Source organism: Pseudomonas sp. NBRC 111132 (genome assembly GCF_001320565.1).
GTDB lineage: Bacteria > Pseudomonadota > Gammaproteobacteria > Pseudomonadales > Pseudomonadaceae > Aquipseudomonas > Aquipseudomonas putida_P.
Genome location: NZ_BCBI01000059.1, coordinates 12,685 through 39,140 on the forward strand (window position 1 = coordinate 12,685; position 26,456 = coordinate 39,140).

The following is a 26,456-nucleotide window of genomic DNA, read 5'->3' on the forward strand; positions in this document are numbered from 1 at the left end:
AGCCCTTTCGCGGCACAAGGCCGCGCCTACAGCCGGATCTTGCCCAGCAGGATATCCCGGAACATCACGAAATCACCGGCCAGGCTGTACAGCGGATAGGTAAAGGTCGCTGGCCGGTTCTTTTCGAAAAAAAAGTGCCCGACCCAGGCAAAGCCATAGCCGAACACCGGCACGGCCAGCAGCAGCAACCATTTGCCACTGCCAATGGTGTAGGCCAGCAGCGCGATCACCAGGCTGGTGCCGACGAAGTGCAGGCGGCGGCAGGTGGGGTTGCTGTGCTCCCCCAGGTAGTAAGGATAGAACTCGGCAAAACTGCGAAACTGCGCTTTGCTGTTCATGGCGGTGCTCCGGGATTAATACTTCTGGACAAGATGCACGGCGTGGAGCCTGATTCGAGTCTAGAGTGACTGACGGGGCCTACCAGTGACAATAGGCGCCAAATGAGTATCCTTGGGGTTCACCGCAGGAGCGGTCGGTAAAAGAAGCCTGTCATGAGCGAAAGAACCACGTCAGCCAGTTGGGCATCAGGGATTGTGAAGGCACTTGAACTGGAGGGGCTGGATTGCCGGGCCATGTTCAAGCAGCTAGGGCTGGACTTTGCCGCACTCGACGACCCGGATGCACGTTTTCCGCAAGACTCCATGACCCGGCTATGGCAGCTGGCAGTGGAGCTGTCAGGCAACGAGGCCATCGGTCTGAACATGGCGCGGGTGGTGCGCCCGGCGTCGTTCCATGTGGTGGGCTATGCGTTGATGTCCAGCCGCACCTTGGCCGAGGGCTTCGAACGCCTGGTGCGCTACCAGCGCATCATCGCCGAAAGCTCCGACCTCAGTTTTGTCCTTGGCGCCGAGGGCTACTCGCTGATCCTGACCGTCCACGGTGACCACCTGCCGCCGACCCGGCACAGTGCCGAAGCGTCGCTGGCCTGCGCATTGGCGCTGTGCAAATGGCTCAGTGGCCGGCCGGTGCAGCCGCGGCGGGTATTGGTGCAAGGGCCGCAGCCAAAGAACGTCGAGCCGTACAAGGTGGCGTTCCATTCGCCGCTGGTTTTCGGCGCGCCACACGATGCCCTGGTGTTCGAGCGGGCCGACATGGAAGCCCCGCTGCCTACCGCCAACGAGGCCATGGCGGTGCTGCACGACCGGTTTGCCGGGGAGTACCTGGCACGTTTCTCCGAAAGCCGGGTAACCCACCGGGTGCGCCAGGTGTTGTGCCGCATTCTGCCGCAGGGTGAACCGAAGCGTGAAACCCTGGCCCAGGCCCTGCACCTGTCGCAGCGGACCTTGCAGCGGCGGCTGCAGGAGGAGGGCACCAGCTTCCAGACCCTGCTTGACGATACCCGCCGCGAGCTGGCCGAACAGTACCTGGCGCAGCCGGGCATGACTTTGCTTGAGGCCGCCTACCTGCTCGGCTTCGCCGACCCCAGCAACTTCTATCGGGCGTTCCGCCGCTGGTTCGACGCCACACCCAGCGAGTACCGCGCCCGCCTGGGCACCGAAGCCGAAGTGGTCAATGACGCCAGAACGCCGGCATGCACAACACTAGCACCGTGATGATTTCCAGGCGGCCAAGCAGCATGCCGGCCGCCAAGATCCACTTGGCCGCGTCAGGCAGCGTGGCGTAGTTACCTGAAGGGCCGATCACTTCACCCAGGCCCGGCCCCACACCCGAAACCGTGCCAGCGGCGCCGGTCAGTGCAGTCATCCAGTCCACGCCCAGCAACGACAGCAGCAAGGCCATGACGCAGATGGTGATGGCGAAGAAGAACGAGAACGTCAGGATCGAACGCACGATGTCTTCGTCGAGGCGATGGCCGTTGTATTTCTGCTTGATCACCGCACGCGGGTGAATCAGCTGGTTGAGGCTGGCCTTGAGCAGGATATAGGCCACCTGGAAGCGGAAAATCTTGATGCCGCCCGCGGTCGAGCCGGAGCAGCCGCCAACGAAGCCCAGGTAGAAGAACAGCATCAGCGAAAAATTGCCCCACAGGCTGTAGTCACCCAGGGCGAAACCGGTGGTGGTGACCACCGAGGTCACGTTCAGTGCCACGTGGCGCAGGGCGTCGAGCCAGTGCAGGTTGGTGCTGTACCAGTACCAGGTGCCCAACACCAGCCAGGTGACCACCAGCATGCCCAGCAACCCTTGCACCTGCTGGTCGCGGATCAGCGCCTTGCGGTTGCCGCGCAGGGTGGCCACGTAAAGGGTGAACGGCAGGCTGCCCATGATCATCACCACCACCGCAACCCAGTGCACGGCGGGGATATCCCATTTCGCCAAGGATTGGTCGGAGGTGGAGAAACCGCCGGTGGAGATCGCCGACATGGCATGGTTGATCGCATCGAACGGGCTCATGCCCGCCCACCAGAAGGCCAGCGAACCCAGGATGGAGAAACCGACGTAAACCCCCACGATCGATTTGGCGACCATGTGCGAGCGCGGCATGACCTTTTCCGAGCGGTCGGACGATTCGGTCTGGAACAGGCGCATGCCACCGATACGCAGCAGTGGCAGGATTGCCACCGCCATGGCGATGAAGCCGATACCGCCGAGCCAGTGCAGCATCGAGCGCCACATCAGGATACCCGGTGACATGCTATCGAGCCCGCTGAGCACGGTGGCGCCTGTGGCGGTAATGCCTGACATGCTTTCGAAGAAGGCGTCGGTGTAACTGATGTGCTGAGTCAGCAGGAACGGCAGCGCGGCGAACACGCACACCACCAGCCAACTGCTGACCGTCAGCAGGTACATGTCGCGCGGGCGCAGGTGTACATGCTCCGGGCGCCCCGGTATTACCAGGGCAAGGCCTGCGATGAAGGTGATCAGGCTCGACCAGAGGAACGACGGCATGTCACCGGTACGCTCGAAGATCACCAGGGTAGCCATGGGCACGGCCATGCCCACGGCCAGGGTAATCAGGAAGATGCCGATGATGAAACCAATGATCCTTAAGGTCGGCAACGCCATGTGATCTGCTCTGACTCGAAACGGAAGGGCGCCATTCTACCTATGGGTCTGGTGATGTAAACGCTAGAATGGCCGCACATTCAACTGCCAGGAGGGTAGCCGATGGAGGCTCTCGACGCATTGCTCAACCGTGTTTCCGTGCCACGCCTGACCGATCCGGCGCCCAATGCCGCTCAACGCGAGGCGCTGTTCCAGGCCGCCCTGCGTGCTCCGGACCATGGCCAGCTGCGGCCATGGCGTTTCCTTACCATCGAAGGCCAGGGCCGCGAGAAACTCGGCGAGCTGTTCGCCGAAGCCGTGCAGCACAAAGGTGATGCCAGCCAGGCGGCACTGGACAAGGCTCGTGCCATGCCCCTGCGGGCACCGTTGCTGATCGTGGTCATCGCCAAGTTGCAGGACCACTTCAAGGTGCCCAAGTCCGAGCAGCGCCTGGCTGCGGGCTGTGCGGCGCACGGCATTCTGATCGCCGCGCATGCGCAAGGCGTCGGGGCGGTGTGGCGCACCGGGGACATGGCTTTTGATGCCCATGTGCACAAGGGGCTGGGGTTGGCCGAGAATGAAGAGTTGATCGGTTACCTGTATGTCGGTACGCCGTTGACCGAGCCACGCACTGCGCCGGTGCTGGAAACTGCTGATTTTGTCAGTGCCTGGGGCGAATAAACCGCCTTCAGGCAGATTGATTTATTGAGGCTTCCGGCCTCTTCGCGGGTTTACCCGCGAAGAGGTCAGTGGCCTTTACATCACATCAACTGCCAGCCGCATCAGCCAGGGGCAACTCCAGCCGAGCTACAAATCCTTCCTGTGGGTGATTGTCCAGCACCAGGCTCCCGCCATGGCGCTCCGCCGCCTTACGCGCAATCGCCAGCCCCAGCCCATGCCCCGGCGCGTCCTGCCCCGGTGCGCGGAAGAACGGTTCGCCCAGTTGTGCCAGGTGCTCCGCTGCCGCCCCGGGGCCATGGTCACGCACGCTGATCACAATACGGTCCTGTTCACGCACGGCGCTGACTTCGACCGGCTGCCCTACCGGGTTGAAGCGCAGGGCATTGCGCAGCAGGTTGTCCACGGCCCGCTCGATCAGCGTTGGCCAACCCTGCAAGGTCAACCCCGGTTGCGCCTCCAGGCGCACATCCTGGTCCGGCGCACTGAGCAGGGCGTCCTTGCGCACGCTGCCGAGCAGGGCGTTGAGGTCGACCGGTTCGGCATGAGCCTGTTCGGCATCCACTCGGGCCAGGGCGAGAATTTCGCTGATCAGGTCTTCCAGGCGGTCGCATTCGCGGGTCAGGCGCGGCCACAGGGTCTCCCGCTGCTCGGGCCCTGCGCGCTCGGCCAAGGCCAGGGCGATGCGCAGCCTGGCCAGGGGCGAGCGTAGCTCGTGAGACACGTCGCGCAGCAGCTGGCGCTGGCTGCCGATGGTGCTTTGCAGGCGCGCCCCCATCTTGTTGAAGTCCTTGGCCAGCACACCGAACTCGTCACGCCGCGCAGCCAGACGCGCCAGGCTGTTCTGCTGGTAGGTGGTCTGGCCCAGGTCGTGTACAGCGCTGCGCAGGCGGCTTAACGGGCGGGTGATGGACAGGGTTACGAGCAGGCTGAACAGGGTCAGCACGACCAGGGCAATGCCCAGTGCACTGAGCGGCCACATCAGGCTCTCGCGGTGCCAGGCATCCAGCGCCGGGTGAGGGATGCGGTAGATCAGCAAGTAGGTATCGCCGGTCTCGGGGCTGGTGTATTCCTCGGTCAGCCGACGCCATGGCAGGCGTCGCTGGTCATTGTGCTGACGCGCCTCGAAGGCGGCCGCACGGCGCGGGAAGGTCCCGGGCACCACGGCCTCGCCACTGTCGTCGAGCACCTGCACGTCGATCTTGTAGCGATCTTTGCGCCTTTCCAGGAAGTGCTGAGCCGAATCCAGGCCTTCCTGCTCGTAATGCTTGGCCCACTTGCTGGCCAGGGTATTCAGGCCCGGATGGCGGCTAAGGATCCAGGCGTCCTGGTTGAGCATGTGGCCCAGCAGGATCGACAGCCCGGCGACCAGGGTGATGGCGAGCCAGAAGCTGGCCAGGATGCGCCAGAACAGTGAACGCAAGTGCACCTCCTAAACGGGAAAAGCCCGGCCCGCAGTGACGCGGGCCGGGCATGGGGTGGACAGCTTACTGGGCCTTGGTGCCTTTTTCAGCTTTCCAGGCCTGGAACTCCTGCCACTCGGCTTTCTTGGCGGCGCGTTCCTTTTGCAGTTCGTCGAACTTCTTCTGCTGGTCAGGCTTGAGCAGGTTGCGTACCGCGCTGTCGGTCTTGTCGCGGTTGGCCTGCAGTTCGTCCTTCATGGCTTTCTGGTCGGCGGCCGGCAGTTTGGCCAGGTAGCGCTCCGTGATGTCGCGGCGCTGTTGCATCTGCTCGCCCATCAGCTTGCCGATCTGCTGGCGCTGGTCGCGGCTCAGGTCCAGTTGGTGGAAAGGCGCATCACCGCGATGATGCGGGCCGTCGTGGCGCGGGCCGCCGTCAGGCATGGCCATGGCCACGGTCGGCAGAGCGGCGGCGAACATCAGGGCGATAAGGGTCTTGCGCATGGTGTCTCTCCTTTCATAGGCCGGTGGTTACCGGATGAGCACAGTCTAGGGAGATCACCGTCAAGCGCAGTCAGGGGATGGTAAAGGCTCGGTAAAGATGCTCAGAGGCAGTAGTAATAACCACGGCTACGCAATGCCACGATGCGTGGCCGGCCATCGGCATGCGGGCCGATCTTCTTGCGCAGGTTGCTGACATGCATGTCCAGGCTGCGGTCATACAGGGTCAATTTGCGGCCCAGGCCGATCTGCGCGAGTTCCTGTTTGTCCAGTGGCTCGCCGGGCTGGCGCAGCAGGGCTTCGAGGATGCGGCTTTCGGACAGGGTCAGGGTCATTTCGCGGCCATCGATACTGGCCACGCCACGTGCAGGGCTGTACACCAGGTCACCCAGCTCCACTTGACTGGTGGTGGCGGTGGGGTGGCTGCGGCGAAGTACCGCGCGCAGGCGAGCGGTGAGCTCACGCGGGTCGCAAGGTTTGGCCAGGTAGTCGTCGGCGCCCAGTTCCAGGCCGAGGATGCGGTCCAGCGGCTCGCCACGGGCTGACAGCATCAGCACCGGCAGCTCGGCATGCTCGCTTCGCAGCTGTTTGAGCAGCTCCAGGCCGCTGCCGTCGGGCAACATCACATCCAGCACCACGGCAGCAGGGGCATGCTCGGCCAGGGCCCGGCGTGCGCTCTGGCCATCGTGGCAGGCACGCACCGTGAACCCTTCCTGGGTCAGCCAGCTGCCGAGCAGCTCGCACAGTTCCTGGTCATCATCAATCAGTAACAGCTCGCTCATGACTCACTCAATTCAACCATTGACGGCGGCTATTCGGCCCGCCAGTGGCAAAGATACCGCAGACTGATGGCAACCGTATAACTGCCAATACCGCATCAGCTTCTTCGCGGGCTTGAGCGCAAAAAAGCTGTGCGGCTTCAGATCAGGGCAGTACTTGCTTGAACGGCTTGACCACTACCTTGTCGTAGACGCCTGCGGCAATGTACGGATCGGCATCGGCCCAGGCCTGCGCCGCCGCCAGCGATTCGAATTCGGCAACGATCAGGCTACCGCTGAACCCTGCTTCGCCCGGGTCGTTGCTGTCGATGGCCGGGTGTGGGCCGGCCAGCACTACGCGGCCTTCGGCCTTGAGCTGCTGCAGGCGTTCGATGTGCGCCGGGCGGGCAGCCAGGCGCTTTTCCAGGGAGTTTGCGACGTCGCTGGCGATAATGGCGTAGAGCATGTCAATCCTTGGGTTTGGAGGTAGAAGGGTCGTCGTGCAGGTGGCGCGACAGGTACACGCCTTGCGCCACCAGGAAGATCACGGTCATGCCCAGGCTGCCGAACACCTTGAAGTCCACCCAGAAGTCCTGGAAGGTGAAGGCGACGAACAGGTTGGCCGCGCCGCAGAACAGGAAGAAAGCGATCCACGCCAGGTTCAAGCGCGACCAGATGGCATCCGGCAGGGTCAGGGCATGGCCCATGATGCGCTTGATCAGCACCCGGTCGCCGATGAAGTGGCTGCCGGCAAAGCCCAGGGCGAACAACCAGTTCACCACGGGTGCTTTCCACTTGAGGAAGGTTTCGCTGTGGAAGGTCAGGGTCAGGCCGCCAAACACCAGGCAGGCGATCAGGGTCAGCCACTGGCCCTTTTCCAGCTTGCGCTGGCGCAGGAACAGCGCACCGTACACCACCAGCGAGCTGATGATCAGCATGGCCGTGGCGCTGTAGATACCGCCGAATTCGAAGCTGTGGCCGGCGACCTCCATGGGGCGCGGGTCGAGCTTGTAGACGATGAAGAACAGCAGCAGCGGGATGAAATCGATGAATTGTTTCACAATGGCAGCCAGAATCGGGATGTGACGGCATAATAACAAACATCGAATCCAGCGAAAGCGCTCCCCCATGAATGTTGATCTGCACTGTCACAGCACGGCCTCCGACGGCGCCCTGTCGCCTTCGGTACTGGTTGCCCGGGCCCATGAGCACGGGGTGCAAACGCTGGCACTGACTGACCATGACACCATCGAAGGCCTGCCTGAAGCGCGCCAGGCCTGCGTTGACCTGGGGATGCGCTGGGTCAGCGGGGTAGAGTTGTCCTGCACCTGGGGTGGTGCGACCATCCATGTGCTGGGCTATGACTTCCCACTCGACGCACCGCCGTTGCTGGCTGCGATCGAGGCATTGCACCGCGGCCGCTGGTTGCGCGCCGAAGAAATAGACAAACGGCTGGCGGGCAAAGGCATGCCCGGCACCCTTGAAGGTGCGCGCGCCGTTCAGCAAGAACTGGGTGACAGCGGCAACGCACCGGCGCGCCCGCATTTTGCCGAGCACCTGGTGCGTGCCGGGCACGTCAAGGACCGGGGCGAAGCGTTTCGCAAGTGGCTGGGCGCCGGTAAGCTGGGCGACGTCAAGCAGCACTGGCCGTCCCTTGACGAAACCGTTGCCACGCTAAGGCAGTCCAACGCTTGGGTAAGCCTGGCGCATCCCATGCATTACGATCTGACCCGCAGCAAGCGCAGACGGCTGATTGCCGACTATATTCAGGCAGGAGGGCAGGCGCTTGAGGTGGTCAATGGGATGATGCCTGCCGAGCAAGTGGGCACCATGTCCATCCTTACCCGTGAGTTCGGCCTGCTGGCAAGCGCTGGCAGTGACTTCCACGGCCCCGGCACCTGGGGCGAGATTGGTGCCTATCGGCCTTTGCCCGAGGACCTGCCACCTTTGTGGCGTCGATTCAGTCATGAACAGCCTTTGGCGCTATGAACAGGACGACTACGTGAGCCAATTTTTCCAGATTCATCCGGAGAACCCACAGGCGCGGTTGATAAAACAGGCCGTCGAGATCATCCGCAAGGGGGGCGTGGTGGTGTATCCGACGGATTCGGCCTATGCCCTGGGTTGCCAGATGGGCGACAAGACCGCCATCGAGCGGGTGCGGCGCCTGCGCGGGCTGGACAAGACGCACAACTTCACCCTGATGTGCTGCGACATGTCGCAACTGGGCTTGTACGCCAAGGTCGATACCGGCACTTTTCGCCTGCTCAAGGCGCATGTACCGGGGCCTTACACGTTCATTCTCAACGGCACGCGTGAAGTGCCGCGCCTGCTGTTGCACGACAAGCGCCGCACCATCGGGCTGCGTGTACCGAACCACGTCATTACCCTGGCCTTGCTGGCCGAGTTGGGCGAGCCACTGATGAGCGTGAGCCTGATCTTGCCGGGCGACAGCGAGCCGATGACCGACCCTTACGAGATCCGTGAGCGGCTGGAGCACCATGTCGACCTGGTGATCGACGGCGGCTTCGGCGATCTCAAGGCGTCGACCATCATCGACCTGTCCGGCGACGAACCGGAACTGATCCGCGAAGGTTGCGGCGACCCCACGCCGTTCCTGGTCAACGCGTGAGCCAGGTGGAAGCGCCCGAGGCACCGGCCGAACAGGCCGAGTTGCCTCGGCAACTGCAACTGGCTTTGGTCTACGGCGAAGCCCTGACCGAACTGCCGCTGGACCTGTACATCCCACCAGACGCCCTGGAAGTCATCCTCGAAGCCTTCGAAGGCCCGCTGGACCTGTTGCTGTACCTGATCCGCAAGCAGAACATCGACATCCTCGACATCCCCGTGGCCGAGATTACCCGGCAGTACATGGGCTACGTGGAATTGATGAAAAGCGTGCGCCTGGAACTGGCCGCCGAGTACCTGGTGATGGCCGCCATGCTCGCCGAGATCAAGTCGCGCATGCTGCTGCCGCGCTCTGCCGACGTCGAGGAGGAAGAGGGCGACCCGCGTGCCGAACTGATTCGCCGCCTGCAGGAGTACGAGCGTTTCAAGGCCGCGGCCGAGGGCATCGATGAACTGCCACGGGTGGGGCGCGATGTCGTGGTGCCGCGCCTGGAGGCACCGCAGGCCAAGGTGCGCAAGCTGTTGCCGCAGGTCAGCCTGGAAGAGTTGCTGATGTCCATGGCCGAGGTGATGCGACGCAACGACCTGTTTGAAAGCCATCAGATCAGCCGTGAGACGCTGTCCACCCGCGAGCGCATGAGCCAGGTACTGGAGCGCCTCAAGGGCGGTGCGTTCGTGCCATTCGTCGAGCTGTTCGCCGCCGAAGAGGGCAAGCTGGGGGTGGTGGTCACCTTCATGGCGGTGCTCGAACTGGTGAAGGAATCGCTGATCGAACTGGTGCAGAATGAACCCTTCGCCGCCATCCATGTGCGGCTTCGCCCGGCGCTTGTTGAAGAACCTGATGAATTTGAATGACCCCCGCGACCTGGCGTCGCTGATCGAAGCTTTTTTGCTGGCATCGGGCAAGCCGCAATCCCTGGAGCGCCTGTACGAGCTGCTCGATGAGGCCGAGCGCCCCGAGCCGCACGTGTTCAAGCAGGCCCTGGAGGTACTGGGCAAGTCGTGCAGCGGCCGTGCCTTCGAGCTCAAGGAAGTGGCCAGCGGTTACCGCCTGCAGATCCGCGAGGACTATGCGCCCTGGGTCGGGCGCCTGTGGGAAGAACGCCCGCAACGCTATTCGCGTGCGTTGCTCGAAACCTTGGCCTTGATCGCCTACCGCCAACCGATCACCCGTGGCGAGATTGAAGACGTGCGGGGTGTTGCAGTGAACAGCAACATCATCAAGACCATGATGGAGCGCGAGTGGATCCGCGTGGTGGGCTATCGGGAAGTACCGGGTCGGCCGGCGATGTTCGCCACCACCAAGGCGTTTCTCGACCATTTCAACCTCAAGAGCCTAGAGGAGCTGCCGGCTTTGGCCGAGTTGCGCGAAATGGAGCCCGAGCCGCTGCTCGACCCGGACGATGCGCCAGTGCCGGCGCACTTGCAGGCGTTGGCGGATGCCAGCCTGGGCGAGGAGGAAGAGGCTGGCGAGCCGAAGGAAGAGACCAGCTTCCGTAGCCTGTTGGTGGAGCTGGATGCCATGGAAGAGGGGCTGAAGACCGATTTTGATGACTTGCGCGAGGATGAGCCTGAGGCTTCCGCGGAAGAAGAGGGCAAGTTGCAGCCCTGACCTGCTGCTGCCTGTGACGGCCTCTTCGCGGGTAAACCCGCTCCCACAGGGATACCACAGGCCTTGAAAGTGATGCAGTACCTGTGGGGGCGGGTTTACCCGCGAAAGGGCCGGCACTGCCAATGCACCACCATTAGGCAGAAACCCCTGCCAAAGCCCATAAAACCCTCTACCCTCCAGTGCGTTATCCCCCTGAACCGCGTATGATGCGCGACCTTTTGGCGCGTTCGTCGCCAAGAACCTGTTTTCATTCCTACACCGGGAGGTGCCCAGATGAGTGAGCAAGACCTGCAAGATACCGAAATCACCCCTCCATCCGGCGAAAAGCTGCAGAAAGTGCTGGCGCGCATTGGCGTGGGCTCGCGCCGTGACGTCGAGGCCTGGATCAGCCAGGGCCGCATCAAGGTCAACGGCGTCGAGGCCACCCTCGGCCAGCGCGTCGACCTGCACGATGCCATTGCCGTTGACGGCAAGCTGATCAAGCGCGAGGAAGCCGCCGAGGCCACCCGCCGGGTGATCATGTACAACAAGCCCGATGGCGAAATCTGCACCCGTGACGACCCGGAAGGCCGCCCGACCGTGTTCGACCGCCTGCCACGGCCAAAAGAAGGCCGCTGGATCAACATCGGCCGCCTCGACATCAACACCACCGGGTTGCTGCTGTTCACCACCGACGGTGAGCTGGCCAACCGCCTGATGCACCCGTCCTACGAGATGGACCGTGAGTACGCGGTGCGTGTGCGTGGTGAAGTCGACGACGAGATGATCGAACGCCTGAAAGCCGGGGTGATGCTGGAAGACGGCCCGGCGAAGTTCACCGACATCCAGAAGGCACCGGGTGGCGAAGGCTTCAACCACTGGTACCACTGCGTGGTGATGGAAGGCCGTAACCGTGAAGTGCGTCGCCTGTGGGAATCCCAGGGCATGGTGGTCAGCCGCCTGAAGCGTGTGCGTTTCGGTCCGGTGTTCCTCAACTCCGACCTGCCGATGGGCCGCTGGCGTGAAATGACCCAGGGTGAAATCGACATCCTCGCCGCCGAAGTGGGCCTGCAGCCAGTCGCGCTGCCTGCCATGAAGCTCAAGGCCAAGGACAAGATGGAGCGCCTGCAGCGCAAGTCGACCCGCCCGCTGGGCCGTGGTGAGCGCGTGCGCAACCTGCGCCCGGCTCACGAAGGTGCAGCCACCGGCGAGCGCCCGGCGCGCCAACCGCGTGAAGAGGCCCCGCGTAAGAACACCCGTGGCAGCACGGTGGCCGAGCGTCCGAGCGAAATGCGCAAGCGTCCGGGCAAGCCGGAGGGTGACAAGCCGGCAGGCCGTGGCCGCGGCAAGCCGCGTGGCTGACAAGCCGGTGTGGTAACCAAGAAACCAGCCTTCGGGCTGGTTTTTTTATGTCTGTGGAAACCTGAGGCTGCGCAGCAGCCCCAAGATATTGAACAAAAAGAATTTTTCTGACGACTGGCAAGTTCTTGAACCGGCCTGTAAAGAAATTTTTACGAATGCAGCCGTTTTCAGTCTGCATTTCAGATCGCATCCGATCCTGTAAACAAACCTTGCCGGCGCCCGCAGGCCAAAGCAGCCGTAGCGGCACTGCTCGCCCTTGCCCAAACCCCCGTCCCCACGGTGTTATAGCCGCCATTGCCGTGTGCAAGAGCCCATCCACAGAGCCGGGCTGACAAAACAACAAATGGAGGCGCCATGTACGCCGATCACTCCGCCTTTCAAGGCCCACACCACAGGATCGCTGCGTTTTTTCCGGATGGAAGGACGCAACGCGTTGACGCCTGCGCGCTTGCAGGGGTATACAGTGCGCCGCGTTTTACCTGTGACCCTTTTGCGTACCGCGCACTCTTGATCACGCCTGGTTGACCCGCCCCGGCGGCACCTGAGGTCAAGAAACCCAAGGTAACCACCTTGCCCATTCCGCTGCGCCACGAGCGCGGTGGGTCCGATTCCGTCACAGATAAAAACAATGCAGGTGACTTCGTTCATGAGTGGACAAAACATGCATTCAGGCGAGCTAAAGCGGGGCCTGAAGAACCGCCATATCCAATTGATCGCCCTGGGTGGTGCGATTGGTACTGGCCTGTTCCTCGGCTCGGCAGGCGTGATGAAATCCGCCGGCCCGTCAATGATTCTTGGCTACGCCATTTGCGGCTTCATCGCCTTCATGATCATGCGCCAGCTTGGCGAAATGATCGTCGAAGAGCCGGTGGCCGGCTCGTTCAGCCATTTCGCCCATACCTACTGGGGTGGTTTCGCCGGCTTCCTGTCGGGCTGGAACTGCTGGGTGCTGTACATCCTGGTGGGCATGTCGGAGCTTTCGGCGGTCGGCAAGTATGTTCACTACTGGTGGCCGGAAATCCCTACCTGGGTCACGGCGGCGGCGTTCTTCGTGCTGATCAACGCCATCAACCTGATGAACGTGAAGTTCTTCGGTGAAGCTGAATTCTGGTTTGCCATCATCAAGGTGGTCGCCATCGTCAGCATGATCGGCCTGGGTGCCTACCTGCTCACCAGCGGCAGCGGCGGCCCGGACGCCACTGTCGCCAACCTGTGGTCCCATGGCGGCTTCTTCCCGAACGGTGTCAGCGGGCTGGTGATGGCCCTGGCGTTCATCATGTTCTCCTTTGGTGGCCTGGAAATGCTCGGCTTTACCGCCGCCGAGGCCGACAAGCCGAAGTCCGTGATCCCCAAAGCGATCAACCAGGTCATCTACCGCATCCTGATCTTCTATGTGGGTGCCTTGGTGGTGCTGCTGTCGCTGACCCCGTGGGACAACCTGGTCGCCAGCATCGATGCCTCGGGTGGCAGCTACGGCAGCAGCCCGTTCGTGCAGGTGTTCTCGCTGCTGGGCAGTGACGTGGCCGCCCACCTGTTGAACTTCGTGGTACTGACCGCTGCGCTGTCTGTGTACAACAGCGGCACCTACTGCAATGCCCGCATGCTGTTGGGCATGGCCGAGCAGGGCGATGCCCCGGCGTCGCTGGCCAAAGTCGACAAGCGTGGCGTGCCAGTGCGTTCGATCCTGGTGTCGGCTGCCTTTACCTTCGTCGCCGTGCTGCTCAACTACCTGATGCCTCAGAACGCCTTGGAGCTGCTGATGTCGCTGGTAGTGGCGACCCTGGTGATCAACTGGGCGATGATCAGCTATTCGCACCTGAAGTTCCGTCAGCACCTCGACCGTACCGGCCAGAAGCCGCTGTTCAAGGCGCTGTGGTACCCCTACGGCAACTACCTGGTGCTGGCCTTCGTGGTGCTGATCCTTGGCATCATGCTGATGATCCCGGGTATTCAGGTGTCGGTGTATGCCATTCCGTTCTGGCTGTTCGGGATGTTTGTGATCTACATGGTCAAGCCGCGCCGCAAGCTCAATGCCGGTGGTGCTGCGGGTCACGTGGCCAAGTAACGTAGCTGCGGCAGCATGCAGAAACCCCAAGTCTGGTGACCGGCTTGGGGTTTTTCGTTGCCTGTGCTTCAGATTTGCTCCAGCAACCAGCTCCTGAATGCCCGTAGCGAAGGCAAGGCCTCATTCCTGGGCGGGTAGATCAGGTAATAACTGCGCTGGCTGGCAAACGCCACCCCCGGGCTGTACAGCTCACCTTTGGCCAACTCTTCCTCCACCAGAATGCGCGGCACCAGGCCGATACCAATCCCGGCGCGCACCGCCTGGATCAGGTGCGAGGTCAGTTCGAAACTCGGGCCCAGGCGCATCGACCGGTGCGGCAGGCCATGGTGCGTAAACCACTCGCCCCAGGCGTGTGGGTTGTTGGCCACATTCAACAACACCTCTTCACTGATCCTTGTCGGGCTCCAGTTCTGGCTGGCCGCGCCAGCCTCGGGCGGCAGGATCACCACCAGTTCCTCGGCATGCAGGCGATGGCAGATCAGCCCCGGCAGGTCGTGGCTGGCCACGCCGATGGCAGCGTCGATTTCGCTGGTGTCGAAGTTGATGGCTTCGATGCGTGAATGAATGTGTACCAGCATGCCCGGATGGGCACTGTAGAACGCATGCAGCCTCGGCAATAGCCATTTCGAACCGAAGGTAGGCAGGGTGGCCAGGCGCAAGGTGCCCACCCCCGACTGGTAGGCCAGCGCCTGCAGGGTGGCGCTGCGGATGCGCCCCAGCGCTTCGCTGAGCTCACGCTGGTACAGGCGGCCGACATCGGTCAGCTGTACTTGGCGCCCCTCACGGCGGAACAAGGTCAGGCCCAGCTGCTGCTCCAGCGCCTGCACCTGGCGGCTGACCGCGCTCTGGGTCAGTGACAGTTCGGCAGCGGCGCGGGTGTAGCTTTCATGCCGGGCGGCGGCCTCGAAAGCCAGCAGCAACGACATGGATGGGGTCAGGTGGCGGTAATTCATTCATAAAAGTCATTGATAGCGGCAGGATTATCCATTTGCCCCTGAAGCGAAACTACAGGAACATTGGCCTATACGTCATCCCTGCATGCATCAACCCATGCCGGAGCGACAGGAATCCCGTGAATAAGCCAATATCAAGAGGCCATCCTTCGATGATCGCCCAGCTGTCGACCGTTGCACCGAGCGCCAATTACCCCGAATTCCTCGAAGCCCTGCGCAACAGCGGCTTCCGTGGCCAGATCAGTGCCGACTACGCTACCCGCACCGTGCTGGCCACCGACAACTCGATCTACCAGCGCTTGCCGCAAGCGGCGGTGTTTCCGCTGGATGCCGACGATGTGGCGCGGGTCGCCACGCTGATGGGCGAGCCGCGCTTCCAGCAGGTCAAGCTGACCCCGCGCGGCGGTGGCACTGGCACCAACGGGCAGTCGCTGACCGACGGTATCGTCGTCGACTTGTCGCGGCACATGAACAAGATCCTCGAAATCAACGTCGAGGAGCGTTGGGTACGGGTGCAGGCCGGTACGGTCAAGGACCAGCTCAATGCTGCGCTCAAGCCGCACGGGCTGTTCTTCGCCCCTGAGCTGTCCACCTCCAACCGCGCCACGGTTGGCGGCATGATCAACACCGACGCCAGTGGCCAGGGCAGTTGCACCTACGGCAAAACCCGCGATCACGTACTGGAGCTGCACAGCGTGCTGCTCGGTGGTGAGCGCCTGCACAGCCTGCCGATCGACGATGCCGCGCTGGAGCAAGCCTGTGCCGCGCCCGGCCGGGTCGGCGAGGTGTACCGCATGGCTCGGGACATTCAGCAAACCCAGGGCGAATTGATCGAAACCACCTTCCCCAAGCTCAACCGTTGCCTGACCGGCTACGACCTCGCGCACCTGCGCGACGAGCAGGGGCGCTTCAACCTCAACAGCGTGTTGTGTGGCGCCGAGGGCTCGCTGGGCTACGTGGTCGAAGCCAAGCTCAACGTATTGCCGATCCCCAGGTACGCGGTGCTGGTCAACGTACGCTACACCAGCTTCATGGACGCGCTGCGCGACGCTAATGCGCTGATGGCGCACAAGCCGCTGTCGATCGAGACGGTTGATTCCAAGGTGCTGATGCTGGCGATGAAAGACATCGTCTGGCACAGCGTTGCCGAGTACTTCCCGGCCGACCCCGAGCGCCCGACCCTGGGTATCAACCTGGTGGAGTTCTGTGGCGACGAGCCGGCTGAGGTCAACGCCAAGGTGCAGGCGTTCATCCAGCACCTGCAAAGCGATACCAGCGTCGAGCGCCTGGGCCACACCCTTGCCGAGGGGGCGGAGGCAGTCACTCGCGTGTACACCATGCGTAAACGTTCGGTAGGGCTGCTGGGCAACGTCGAAGGCGAGGTACGCCCGCAGCCGTTCGTTGAAGACACCGCCGTACCGCCGGAGCAGTTGGCCGACTACATCGCCGATTTCCGCGCGCTGCTCGATGGCTACGGCCTGGCCTACGGCATGTTCGGCCATGTCGATGCCGGCGTGCTGCACGTGCGCCCGGCACTGGACATGAAAGACCCGGCGCAGGCCGCATTGGTCAAGCCGATTTCCGACGCCGTTGCCGCTCTGACCAAAAGCTACGGCGGCCTGCTGTGGGGCGAGCACGGCAAGGGCCTGCGCTCGGAATACGTGCCGGAGTACTTCGGCGAGCTGTACCCGGCGCTGCAGCGTCTGAAGGGTGCGTTCGACCCGCACAACCAGCTCAATCCCGGCAAGATCTGCACCCCACTGGGCAGCTCAGAGGGCCTGACTCCGGTCGATGGCGTGACCCTGCGCGGCGACCTCGACCGTACCATCGACGAGCGCGTGTGGCAGGACTTCCCCAGTGCCGTGCACTGCAACGGCAACGGCGCCTGCTACAACTACGACCCCAACGACGCCATGTGCCCGTCGTGGAAGGCTACCCGCGAACGCCAGCATTCGCCCAAGGGCCGCGCCTCGCTGATGCGCGAGTGGCTGCGCCTGCAGGGCGAGGCGAACATCGACGTGCTGGCGGCGGCGCGTAGCAAGGTGTCGTGGCTCAAGGGCCTGCCGGCGCGCCTGCGCAATAACCGCGCACGCAGCCAGGGCCAGGAAGACTTTTCCCATGAGGTATACGACGCCATGGCCGGCTGCCTGGCGTGCAAGTCGTGCGCCGGGCAGTGCCCGATCAAGGTCAACGTGCCGGACTTCCGCTCGCGCTTCCTCGAGCTGTATCACGGTCGCTACCAGCGCCCGCTGCGTGACTACCTGATTGGCTCGCTGGAGTTCACCATCCCGTACCTGGCCCATGCGCCGGGGCTGTACAACGCCGTGATGGGCTCGAAGTGGGTGAGCAAGCTGCTGGCCGACAAGGTGGGGATGGTCGACAGCCCGCTGATCAGCCGCTTCAACTTCCAGGCCACCCTGACCCGCTGCCGCGTTGGCGTGGCCACGGTGCCGACACTGCGCGAGCTGACCCCGGCCCAGCGCGAGCGCAGCATCGTGCTGGTGCAGGATGCCTTCACTCGCTACTTTGAAACGCCGCTGCTGTCGGCCTTCATCGACCTGGCCCATCGCCTGGGCCACCGGGTGTTCCTGGCGCCTTACAGCGCCAACGGCAAACCGCTGCACGTGCAGGGCTTCCTGGGTGCGTTTGCCAAGGCGGCGATCCGCAACGCCACCCAGCTCAAGGCCCTGGCCGAATGCGGGGTGCCGCTGGTAGGCCTGGACCCGGCGATGACCCTGGTGTATCGCCAGGAGTACCAGAAGGTGCCGGGCCTGGAAGGTTGCCCGCAGGTGCTGTTGCCGCAGGAGTGGCTGATGAATGTGCTGCCTGAGCAGGCGCCGACCGCACCGGGTAACTTCCGCTTGATGGCACACTGCACCGAGAAGACCAACGTGCCGGCCAGTACCAAGCAGTGGGAGCAGGTGTTTGCCCGTTTGGGGCTGAAGCTGGTGACCGAGGCCACGGGGTGCTGCGGCATGTCCGGCACTTATGGGCACGAAGCGCGCAATCAGGAAACCTCGCGGACCATCTTCGAGCAGAGCTGGGCGACCAAGCTGGACAAGGAAGGAGAGCCGCTGGCGACCGGTTATTCGTGCCGTAGCCAGGTCAAGCGCATGACCGAACGCAAGATGCGCCACCCGCTGGAAGTGGTGTTGCAGTACGCCCAGCGTTAACCTTCAGGGCCTCGGGGGCGCAAAGCGCCCCCTGCTTTCAATGATCTCGATGCCGCCGCGCTTGTCTGTACAGATACAAGCTCAACACCAGCCCGCAAGCTGCGGCAGTCGCCGCAAACAGAAACATCGAAGCAAACCCGAACCCCGCCGCCACCGCGCCCACCAGTGGTCCGGTCACCCCCAGCGACAAATCGATGAACAGTGAATACGCCCCAACCGCGGCCCCACGGTTGGCCGCCGACACCTGGTTCACTGCCTCCACGCCCAGCGCCGGGAACACCAGCGAGAAACCAAACCCGCTCAGTGCTGCACCCGCCAAGGCCATTTCGGCACTGGGGGCCAGCCACAGCATCAGCAGCCCGAGTGTTTCCACCGACAGGCAGGCGATTGCCACCCTGAAGCCGCCGATACGGTTTATCAGGTTGCCGAACAGCAGCCGCGCGCTGATGAAGCTGGCGCCGAACAGGCTCAGGGTCAACGCCGCATCGGACCAGCCTCGGCTGGCGTAGTACAGGGTGATGAAGGTGGCGATGGTGCCGAAGCCGATCGAGCCCAGGGCCAGGCCCGAACCATGCGGGAACACCTTGCCCAGCACCCGCAGGAATGGCAGGCGTACGCCGCTGACGATGGGGGCGGCCTGCTTGGGCCAGGCCAGCAGCAGGCCGATGATGCACAGCAGGATGATGCTCACACCCATGCTCCACAACCCCAGCCCCTTGACCATCAGCACGCCCAGTGGAGCGCCGATGGCCAGTGCGCCATAGCTGGCGATGCCGTTCCAGGAAATGACCTTGGCTGTGTTGGCGGCGCCTACCCGGCCGATACCCCAGCCGATCGCACCCGACCCCACCAAGCTTTCAGCGCTGCCCAGTACCAGGCGGCCGACCAGCAGGCAAGCCAGGCTCAGCCAGGGCAGGTGGGTGAGGAAGGCGCACGCCAGCATGAACACCCCGCTGAGGCCGCAGCCGGCAAGGCCGTACATCACGGCTTTCTTGCTGCCGTGGTTGTCGATGATGCGGCTGGCGGTAGGGCGGCTGAGCAGGGTGGCCAGGTATTGCACGCTGATCACCAGGCCAGCGACCACGGCGCTGAAGCCCAGGTCGTTATGCACATAGCCAGGTAGCACGGCCAGTGGAATGCCGATGTTCAGGTAGCCGATGAAGGTGAAGAGAACGATGGAAACGACTTGCAGGGTGACCGCAAGGGGGCGCGGTGAGTCGGGCATGGGGGCCTACATGTGTTCAGGACGGTGTGAAAACGTGATGACGGGGGTGGCCCGCAGGTCAGCCGTTTTCACACAGTCGGGGATGCGCGGTTAGTCCTGGTCAGCGCTGGATTGATCGTCACCATCCTGCTCGACGGCAGCTGCCGGTTCGGCGTGAACGGTCACGGTTGGCTCTTCTGGGTTCAGGCTTGGGAAGGGAAGATTCGGGATCTCATGCATCTCGTCGTTCCTCGCAAGTGTGAGTGAAAAGTCTGCGCCAGGCGCGTTTGGAGCTTCGCAAAGCTGGGGCAGGATACACAAGTCTGGATGACAGTTTGGATTTTTTCCCGTTCGTTTGTCGGTTTTGCGGGCGAATATCGGATCTGGGGAGGCCGCTGACTGCTGCGGCCTTTCAGGTCACGCGAGCAGTTTGCTGCGTAGATCGCTTGATGTCTGCCGGGAGAGGTTCAGGCCATTATGCAGGTAGTTGTCCATGTCGCCGTAAGCGATGGCCACTTGTTCGAGTGCGGCGTTCAGGTAGCGCGCATCGACGCCCATGACCGGCGTGTAGATGGCCCTTGTTGCTTCTGGCATGGCTGCCAGCGCAGCGTTGACGCGTTGTGCAGTGTAGGTGTTGGTTGCCAGGTAATCGTGCCTGAGCGTGGCCTCATCGGCACCTGCAATGCTTAACAGCAGTGCCGATACCCAGCCGGTTCGGTCTTTGCCCGCGGAGCAGTGAAACAATACCGGGCCTTGGGTTTCGGCCATTGTGGTCAGGACTTCGTTTAACACCTCTCGAATTGCAGCACTCAGGACAAAGTCGCGATTTAGATCCTGCATGAATGCGGCGGTCTGTTCCGCGCTTTCAAGGCGAAGTGCGTTGCGGTCGAACCTTTCGAAGCGCTCACGCAAGACGTTGAACTGCCGGTAGGTGGCGCCGGTGGGAAGCACGTCTGGTTCTGCTTCGATCTCTTGGTCGGCTCGCAGGTCGAAGATGGCGCGAATGCCCAGTTGCTCCAGCACGAGCATGTCGGCAGCGGAGGGAATCACGGCGTTGCTTCGGTAGAACGCGTTGCTGCGCAGGGTTCCGTAGCAGGTGGAGTATGCCGTGACGGTTCCCGCTACATCACGGAAGTTGTCCATGCTGGGCAAGCGCGGTGTATCAAGCCTGGTAATACCTGGGCTGGCGCAGGCTTTCTGCGAAGCGCCAAGCGCGGTTTTCAATTCGGAGCTGTACGATGATAGGAGCATCTTCTCTGTCTCTGGGATTTGAAGAGCGCCTAGTTTCAAAGAAGTGCGGCAATCGTTTCAGCAGCTGATTCCGAGAGGGATAGGGTATGGGGCGATTGGGTTTGACAGATGTGGGGAGCCAGCGTGTGTGAACCTGACCACGGCGCGTGCGTCGTAGTCAGGCTTACGGGGTAAGGGTGTCACTTGCGGCCTTCGGCCACCTCGGCGACCTTGTCAGTGCGTGCACACATGATGAAGTCGTTGCGGTGCAGGCCTTTGATCGAGTGGCTCCACCAGGTCACGGTAACCTTGCCCCACTCGGTCAGCAGCCCTGGGTGGTGGCCTTCGGCTTCGGCGATTTCGCCCACGGCATTGGTGAATGCCAGGGCGTGCTTGAAGTTCTTGAACAGGAATACGCGCTCCAGCTCCATATGGCCGTCGCGTACTTCGATATTCCAGTCCGGGATTTCGCGAATCAGCTCTGCCAGCTCTTCGTCGGTGACTTTCGGCGCATCGGCGCGGCAGGCTTCGCAATGGGCTTGGTTCAAGGCATTCATGAGGTGTTTTCCGGTTCGAGTTGTTATCGGCAAGGTCGCTCAGGCAGCGACCTTGGGTGGAAATTTCGGTGCGTGCAGGCCCAGCTTCATGGCTTCGTGGACCATGCCCATGATGTCTTCATGGGCAAGGTCGAACAGGCGCTTCATGTTCGGCAGCACGAAATACAGCGGCTGCAGGATGTCGATGCGGTACGGCGTACGCATGGCCTCGATCGGGTCGAAGGCCTGGTGCTCGGGCTCGCCAGACAGACTGTAGACGGTCTCTTTAGGCGACGAGAGGATGCCGCCGCCATAGATCTTGCGGCCCTGCGGGGTTTCCATCAGGCCAAACTCGATGGTCATCCAGTACAGGCGCGCCAGGTACACGCGTTGTTCCTTGGTCGCAGCCAGGCCGAGCTTGCCGTAGGTGTGAGTGAATTCGGCGAACCAGGGGTTGGTCAGCAGCGGGCAGTGGCCGAAGATCTCGTGGAAGATATCGGGCTCTTGCAGGTAGTCCAGCTCTTCCGGGGTGCGGATGAACGTGGCGACCGGGAAGCGCTTGCTGGCCAGCAGCTCGAAGAAGGTTTGGAAGGGGATCAGCGCCGGCACCCGGGCAACCTGCCAACCGGTGGTGGCGCCCAGCACCTTGTTGACCTCGCCCAACTGCGGAATGCGGTCATGGGGCAGCTTGAGCTGGTCGATGCCGTCCAGGTATTCCTGGCATGCGCGGCCTTCGATCACTTTCAGCTGGCGGGTGATCAAGGTGTTCCACACCGCATGCTCTTGCTGCGGGTAATCGATAAAACCATGCGCATCGGGCTCGCGTGCCACGTATTGCGTCTGTTTCATGAGGCTCTCCTGGTGAGGGCTTTTCTTGTTATGTGCAGGACATACCCAAGAAATATCCCTTCACCGGCGATTTTGCACGGGGGCTGACCGCTGCCGCGAAGCGTCGCAAACAGGTTTTCGTAACGATAATTTTACAAAGTTGCGTGGGTGTCGGAAAATCCGAGGCATCTGGCTGATGTTTGCGCAGTTTTTGTCAGCTTATCTTTACGACTTTTCCGCGCGGTGTTGAAAAACATTGGCGCTTCGAGAGCCCTCATGCGTATCAAAGTGCATTGCCAGAACCGCATTGGCATCCTGCGCGACATCCTCAACCTGCTGGTCGAGTACGGCATCAACGTACTGCGCGGCGAGGTGGGCGGTGACCATGGCAACGCCATCTACCTGCACTGCCCGAACCTGATCAATCTGCAGTTCCAAGCCTTGCGGCCGAAGTTCGAGGCCATAGCCGGGGTATTTGGCGTGAAGCGCGTGGGCCTGATGCCCAGTGAGCGCCGGCACATGGAGCTGAATGCGCTGCTCGGGGCGCTGGATTTCCCGGTGCTATCGATCGACATGGGAGGCAGCATCGTTGCCGCCAACCGTTCCGCCGCACAGTTGCTAGGGGTGCGGGTAGACGAAGTGCCGGGCATGCCGCTGGCGCGCTATGTAGAAGACTTCGACCTGCCGGAGCTGGTAAGGGCCAACAAGTCACGCATCAATGGCCTGCGTATCAAGGTCAAGGGTGATGTGTTCCTGGCCGATATCGCACCGCTGCAGTCCGAGCACGACGAGAGCGAGGCGCTGGCTGGCGCGGTACTTACCCTGCATCGGGCTGATCGCATCGGCGAGCGTATCTACAATGTGCGCAAGCAGGAGCTACGCGGTTTCGACAGCATCTTCCAGAGCTCACGGGTGATGGCTGCGGTGGTGCGTGAAGCGCGGCGCATGGCGCCGCTGGATGCGCCGTTGCTGATCGAGGGCGAAACCGGTACTGGCAAGGAGCTGCTGGCGCGCGCCTGCCATCTGGCCAGCCCGCGTGGGCAGTCGCCGCTGATGGCGCTCAACTGCGCTGGGTTGCCCGAGTCGATGGCCGAGACCGAGCTGTTCGGTTACGGCCCTGGGGCATTCGAAGGAGCGCGGGCCGAAGGCAAGCTTGGGCTGCTGGAGCTGACCGCAGGTGGCACGCTGTTCCTTGATGGGGTAGGGGAGATGAGCCCGCGCTTGCAGGTGAAGCTGCTGCGCTTTCTGCAGGACGGCTGTTTTCGCCGGGTCGGTAGCGATGAAGAGGTGTACCTGGATGTGCGGGTGATTTGCGCGACCCAAGTGGATTTGTCCGAACTGTGTGCCCGTGGCGAGTTTCGCCAGGACCTTTATCACCGCCTTAACGTATTGTCGCTGCACATTCCGCCTTTGCGTGAATGCATGGATGGGCTGGAGGGGCTGGTGCAGCACTTTCTCGATCAGGCCAGCCGACAGATCGGCTGCGCCATGCCGCGCCTGGCGCCCGCGGCAATGGAAAAACTTGGGCAATACCATTGGCCGGGCAATGTAAGGCAGTTGGAAAACGTATTGTTCCAAGCGGTTTCTTTATGCGAAGGCGGCGTGGTCAAAAGCGAGCATATACGCCTGCCGGATTATGGCGCGCGGCAGCCGTTGGGCGAGTTTTCGTTGGAAGGGGATCTTTCGCAGATTGTCGGGCGCTTTGAGAAAGCGGTACTGGAAAGTTTGATGGGGGAATTTTCGAGTAGTCGGGCGTTAGGGAAAAGATTGGGTGTTTCGCACACGACAATTGCCAACAAGTTGAGAGATTACGCGCTTAACAAGTCGACGGATTAGTTATTGGTCAAAGAACCTGGGACTGCTTTGCAGTCCTTTCGCGACACAAGGCCGCCCCCACAGGTAATGTGCTGCTCTTCGGTAGAGCACAATACCTGTGGGAGCGGCCTTGTGCCGCGAAAGGGGCCCGTAGGGCCCCTGATTCTGAAGGTATCAGCCGTTAGAGCAGCCGTTCCCCATCACGCGGTATTCGAGAATGTGCTTCTGGCCCTTGGAGTCCTCGTAGGTCATACGGGCTGGCACGACTTCGCACACATTGGGCACTTCGCTCATGGAGATGACACGGGCAATGTCCAGGTGTTGCGAGTAACTGTACTGTTCAACCGGAATCTGCTCGGCATCTTTAGCTTCGCCGGCCATCGCCGCGCCGCAAAGACTGCCAAGTACCAATACCAGTAAAGCTTTCATTTTCTATTTACCTGTCTAAGGTCGTGAGGGGGCACGCGGCGCTTATGGCGCCGCGAGTACTGCTAGTTTTAACTATCGGGATGAGATGGAGATCAACGCTTGCCTTCGTGGGGGCTGTTACCAGTTGTTAATCGCCTTGCCGTTGCTGGCGAGGTGAATTTTATGGCTGTGGCCAAAGCTGAAACAGTGGGTCTTTTGATAAAGTGTTTTGACAGAATCTGTAACAATCCTGTGGCAAAGCCCCTCTTTTCCTCTCTGCCTGGGCTGTAATGCCCGCGCCAGAGCGCTCTGCCGGAACGGGCGTACCAAATTACTACCAACGTCGAATGGCTTTTGTCGCTCTGGTACAGTTACAAACGGTTCCATACAAAAACAACTATTACACCGAGGTAACACAGATGAGTGCGGCTCCACTGTATCCCGTTCGTCCCGAGGTTGCGGCCACTACCCTGACCGACGAGGCCACCTACAAGGCCATGTACCAGCAGTCGGTGATCAACCCGGACGGCTTCTGGCGCGAGCAGGCCCAGCGCATCGACTGGATCAAGCCGTTCACCAAGGTCAAGCAGACCTCCTTCGACGACCACCATGTCGATATCAAATGGTTCGCCGACGGCACTCTGAACGTTTCCTCCAACTGCCTGGACCGCCACCTTGAAGAGCGCGGCGACCAGTTGGCCATCATCTGGGAAGGCGACGACCCTTCCGAACACCGCAACATCACCTACCGCGAACTGCACGAGCAGGTCTGCAAGTTCGCCAACGCCCTGCGCGGCCAGGACGTGCACCGGGGTGACGTAGTCACCATCTATATGCCAATGATCCCCGAGGCTGTGGTTGCCATGCTGGCCTGTGCCCGTATCGGTGCGATTCATTCGGTGGTGTTTGGCGGTTTCTCGCCCGAGGCGCTGGCCGGCCGTATCATCGACTGCAAGTCCAAGGTGGTGATCACCGCCGATGAAGGCGTGCGTGGCGGCCGTCGTACCCCGCTCAAGGCTAACGTCGACCTGGCACTGACCAACCCTGAAACCAGCAGTGTGCAGAAAATCATCGTGTGCAAGCGCACCGGTGGCGACATTGCCTGGCACCAACACCGCGACATCTGGTACGAAGACCTGATGAAAGTGGCCTCCAGCCACTGCGCGCCGAAAGAGATGGGTGCCGAAGAAGCGCTGTTCATCCTTTATACCTCCGGCTCCACCGGCAAACCGAAGGGCGTGCTGCACACCACCGGCGGTTACCTGGTGTACGCGGCACTGACCCATGAGCGCGTTTTCGACTACCGCCCGGGCGAGGTGTACTGGTGCACCGCCGACGTCGGTTGGGTCACCGGCCACAGCTACATCGTCTACGGCCCGCTGGCCAACGGCGCCACTACCTTGCTGTTCGAGGGCGTGCCTAACTACCCGGACATCACCCGCGTGTCGAAGATCGTCGACAAACACAAGGTCAACATCCTCTACACCGCGCCAACTGCCATCCGCGCCATGATGGCCGAAGGGCAAGCGGCTGTAGAGGGAGCAGACGGCTCCAGCCTGCGCCTTCTGGGTTCGGTGGGTGAGCCGATCAACCCAGAAGCCTGGAACTGGTACTACAAGACCGTAGGCAAGGAGCGTTGCCCGATCGTCGACACCTGGTGGCAGACTGAAACCGGCGGCATTTTGATCAGCCCGCTGCCTGGCGCCACCGGCTTGAAACCGGGGTCGGCAACCCGTCCGTTCTTTGGCGTGGTGCCGGCATTGGTCGATAACCTGGGCAACCTGATCGAAGGTGCCACCGAAGGTAACCTGGTAATTCTGGACTCCTGGCCGGGCCAGTCGCGTTCGCTGTACGGCGACCACGACCGCTTCGTCGACACCTACTTCAAGACCTTCCGTGGCATGTACTTCACCGGCGACGGTGCGCGCCGTGACGAGGATGGCTACTACTGGATCACCGGCCGTGTGGACGACGTGCTCAACGTCTCCGGCCACCGCATGGGCACTGCCGAGATCGAAAGTGCCATGGTCGCGCATGCGAAGGTTGCCGAGGCCGCAGTGGTTGGCGTGCCGCACGACATCAAGGGACAGGGCATCTATGTCTATGTCACCCTCAATGCCGGTATCGAGGCCAGCGAGCAATTGCGTCTGGAGCTGAAGAACTGGGTGCGCAAGGAAATCGGCCCGATCGCTTCGCCGGATGTGATCCAGTGGGCGCCTGGGTTGCCGAAGACTCGCTCGGGCAAGATCATGCGCCGTATCCTGCGCAAGATCGCCACCGGTGAGTACGATGCCTTGGGCGATATTTCGACCCTGGCCGACCCTGGCGTAGTGCAGCACCTGATCGATACTCACAAGGCGATGAACCTGGCTTCGGCCTGATA

The 26,456-nt window shown here is 62.1% G+C and carries 25 protein-coding genes; 11 read left to right on the forward strand and 14 right to left on the reverse strand.

Annotated elements, in window-relative coordinates; genetic code table 11:
• Nucleotides 1-26: 26 nt before the first annotated feature.
• Nucleotides 27-338, reverse strand: coding sequence for a DUF962 domain-containing protein (locus APH35_RS22905; protein WP_012273592.1), 312 nt, complete (start codon nt 336-338; stop codon nt 27-29).
• 153 nt (nt 339-491) lie between these two features.
• Here APH35_RS22905 and APH35_RS22910 point away from each other — a divergent pair, with 153 nt between their 5' ends.
• The gene (locus tag APH35_RS22910) at nt 492-1,553 is read left to right on the forward strand and encodes an AraC family transcriptional regulator (protein ID WP_060492938.1); all 1,062 of its coding nucleotides are present in this window, start codon (nt 492-494) and stop codon (nt 1,551-1,553) included.
• Here APH35_RS22910 and APH35_RS22915 read toward each other — a convergent pair.
• A complete protein-coding gene (locus APH35_RS22915) occupies nt 1,510-2,964 on the reverse strand; it encodes a TrkH family potassium uptake protein (RefSeq protein WP_012273590.1) in 1,455 nt (484 codons plus the stop codon). The genes APH35_RS22910 and APH35_RS22915 overlap by 44 nt on opposite strands.
• Nucleotides 2,965-3,066: 102 nt before the next feature.
• Between APH35_RS22915 and APH35_RS22920 the strand changes: the two genes are divergently transcribed.
• The gene (locus APH35_RS22920; RefSeq protein ID WP_012273589.1) at nt 3,067-3,624 is read left to right on the forward strand and encodes an NAD(P)H nitroreductase; all 558 of its coding nucleotides are present in this window, start codon (nt 3,067-3,069) and stop codon (nt 3,622-3,624) included.
• Nucleotides 3,625-3,709: 85 nt separating this feature from the next.
• Here the strand turns inward: APH35_RS22920 and APH35_RS22925 are convergent, their stop codons facing one another.
• From APH35_RS22925 to APH35_RS22945, 5 genes are all read right to left on the reverse strand, one after another.
• Nucleotides 3,710-5,050: a sensor histidine kinase gene (locus APH35_RS22925; protein WP_012273588.1), complete on the reverse strand. Its 1,341-nt coding sequence runs from the start codon at nt 5,048-5,050 to the stop codon at nt 3,710-3,712.
• Nucleotides 5,051-5,108: 58 nt separating this feature from the next.
• Complete coding sequence (locus APH35_RS22930; RefSeq protein WP_060515583.1) at nt 5,109-5,525, reverse strand: Spy/CpxP family protein refolding chaperone; 417 nt, start codon at nt 5,523-5,525, stop codon at nt 5,109-5,111.
• Nucleotides 5,526-5,626: 101 nt separating this feature from the next.
• The gene (locus APH35_RS22935; protein ID WP_012273586.1) at nt 5,627-6,304 is read right to left on the reverse strand and encodes a response regulator transcription factor; all 678 of its coding nucleotides are present in this window, start codon (nt 6,302-6,304) and stop codon (nt 5,627-5,629) included.
• Between the two features lie 142 nt (nt 6,305-6,446).
• The gene (locus tag APH35_RS22940) at nt 6,447-6,746 is read right to left on the reverse strand and encodes a YciI family protein (protein ID WP_012273585.1); all 300 of its coding nucleotides are present in this window, start codon (nt 6,744-6,746) and stop codon (nt 6,447-6,449) included.
• A 1-nt stretch (nt 6,747) separates the two neighbouring features.
• Nucleotides 6,748-7,341: a septation protein A gene (locus APH35_RS22945; RefSeq protein ID WP_060492935.1), complete on the reverse strand. Its 594-nt coding sequence runs from the start codon at nt 7,339-7,341 to the stop codon at nt 6,748-6,750.
• A gap of 67 nt (nt 7,342-7,408) precedes the next feature.
• Between APH35_RS22945 and APH35_RS22950 the strand changes: the two genes are divergently transcribed.
• The 6 genes from APH35_RS22950 (at nt 7,409) to APH35_RS22975 (ending at nt 13,926) form a co-directional block, all read left to right on the forward strand.
• Nucleotides 7,409-8,269 carry a PHP domain-containing protein gene (locus APH35_RS22950; protein ID WP_060515584.1) on the forward strand — a complete coding sequence of 287 codons (861 nt, stop codon included), beginning with the start codon at nt 7,409-7,411 and terminating at the stop codon, nt 8,267-8,269.
• A 13-nt stretch (nt 8,270-8,282) separates the two neighbouring features.
• Nucleotides 8,283-8,912 carry an L-threonylcarbamoyladenylate synthase gene (locus tag APH35_RS22955; protein ID WP_060515587.1) on the forward strand — a complete coding sequence of 210 codons (630 nt, stop codon included), beginning with the start codon at nt 8,283-8,285 and terminating at the stop codon, nt 8,910-8,912.
• A gap of 125 nt (nt 8,913-9,037) precedes the next feature.
• A complete protein-coding gene (locus APH35_RS22960) occupies nt 9,038-9,763 on the forward strand; it encodes a segregation and condensation protein A (RefSeq protein WP_171577266.1) in 726 nt (241 codons plus the stop codon).
• On the forward strand, nt 9,750-10,520 hold the full coding sequence (gene scpB, locus APH35_RS22965) for an SMC-Scp complex subunit ScpB (protein ID WP_012273580.1): 771 nt from the start codon (nt 9,750-9,752) through the stop codon (nt 10,518-10,520). The genes APH35_RS22960 and scpB overlap by 14 nt, the downstream gene beginning before the upstream one ends.
• 273 nt (nt 10,521-10,793) lie before the next feature.
• A complete protein-coding gene (gene rluB, locus APH35_RS22970) occupies nt 10,794-11,861 on the forward strand; it encodes a 23S rRNA pseudouridine(2605) synthase RluB (RefSeq protein ID WP_060492934.1) in 1,068 nt (355 codons plus the stop codon).
• Nucleotides 11,862-12,507: 646 nt separating this feature from the next.
• Nucleotides 12,508-13,926, forward strand: a complete 1,419-nt coding sequence (locus tag APH35_RS22975) for an amino acid permease (protein WP_176729487.1) — start codon at nt 12,508-12,510, stop codon at nt 13,924-13,926.
• 68 nt (nt 13,927-13,994) lie between these two features.
• On the opposite strand, the gene APH35_RS22980 is transcribed toward APH35_RS22975, so the two are convergent.
• The gene (locus APH35_RS22980; protein ID WP_060515585.1) at nt 13,995-14,879 is read right to left on the reverse strand and encodes a LysR substrate-binding domain-containing protein; all 885 of its coding nucleotides are present in this window, start codon (nt 14,877-14,879) and stop codon (nt 13,995-13,997) included.
• 152 nt (nt 14,880-15,031) lie between these two features.
• On the opposite strand from APH35_RS22980, the gene ydiJ reads away from it, so the two are divergent.
• Nucleotides 15,032-18,052, forward strand: coding sequence for a D-2-hydroxyglutarate dehydrogenase YdiJ (gene ydiJ, locus APH35_RS22985; RefSeq protein ID WP_060515586.1), 3,021 nt, complete (start codon nt 15,032-15,034; stop codon nt 18,050-18,052).
• Between the two features lie 37 nt (nt 18,053-18,089).
• On the opposite strand, the gene APH35_RS22990 is transcribed toward ydiJ, so the two are convergent.
• The 5 genes from APH35_RS22990 to phhA all read right to left on the reverse strand — a co-directional run bounded on the left by APH35_RS22990 (nt 18,090) and on the right by phhA (nt 21,871).
• Entirely contained in the window at nt 18,090-19,277 is a 1,188-nt protein-coding gene (locus APH35_RS22990) for an MFS transporter (RefSeq protein WP_012273575.1), read from the reverse strand.
• Between the two features lie 90 nt (nt 19,278-19,367).
• Nucleotides 19,368-19,496 (reverse strand): hypothetical protein, encoded by a 129-nt coding sequence (locus tag APH35_RS29505; protein WP_256098753.1) that lies wholly within the window; start codon nt 19,494-19,496, stop codon nt 19,368-19,370.
• Between the two features lie 177 nt (nt 19,497-19,673).
• Complete coding sequence (locus tag APH35_RS22995) at nt 19,674-20,399, reverse strand: tyrosine-protein phosphatase (RefSeq protein ID WP_016488504.1); 726 nt, start codon at nt 20,397-20,399, stop codon at nt 19,674-19,676.
• A 287-nt stretch (nt 20,400-20,686) separates the two neighbouring features.
• The gene (locus tag APH35_RS23000; protein WP_012273573.1) at nt 20,687-21,043 is read right to left on the reverse strand and encodes a 4a-hydroxytetrahydrobiopterin dehydratase; all 357 of its coding nucleotides are present in this window, start codon (nt 21,041-21,043) and stop codon (nt 20,687-20,689) included.
• 39 nt (nt 21,044-21,082) lie between these two features.
• A complete protein-coding gene (gene phhA, locus APH35_RS23005) occupies nt 21,083-21,871 on the reverse strand; it encodes a phenylalanine 4-monooxygenase (RefSeq protein ID WP_012273572.1) in 789 nt (262 codons plus the stop codon).
• Nucleotides 21,872-22,126: 255 nt separating this feature from the next.
• On the opposite strand from phhA, the gene APH35_RS23010 reads away from it, so the two are divergent.
• Nucleotides 22,127-23,686: a sigma-54-dependent phenylalanine hydroxylase transcriptional regulator PhhR gene (locus tag APH35_RS23010; RefSeq protein WP_012273571.1), complete on the forward strand. Its 1,560-nt coding sequence runs from the start codon at nt 22,127-22,129 to the stop codon at nt 23,684-23,686.
• A gap of 153 nt (nt 23,687-23,839) precedes the next feature.
• On the opposite strand, the gene APH35_RS23015 is transcribed toward APH35_RS23010, so the two are convergent.
• Nucleotides 23,840-24,094 (reverse strand): DUF2790 domain-containing protein, encoded by a 255-nt coding sequence (locus APH35_RS23015; RefSeq protein ID WP_003260110.1) that lies wholly within the window; start codon nt 24,092-24,094, stop codon nt 23,840-23,842.
• Nucleotides 24,095-24,492: 398 nt separating this feature from the next.
• Here APH35_RS23015 and acs point away from each other — a divergent pair, with 398 nt between their 5' ends.
• On the forward strand, nt 24,493-26,454 hold the full coding sequence (gene acs / locus APH35_RS23020) for an acetate--CoA ligase (RefSeq protein ID WP_060492930.1): 1,962 nt from the start codon (nt 24,493-24,495) through the stop codon (nt 26,452-26,454).
• Nucleotides 26,455-26,456 lie beyond the last annotated feature (2 nt).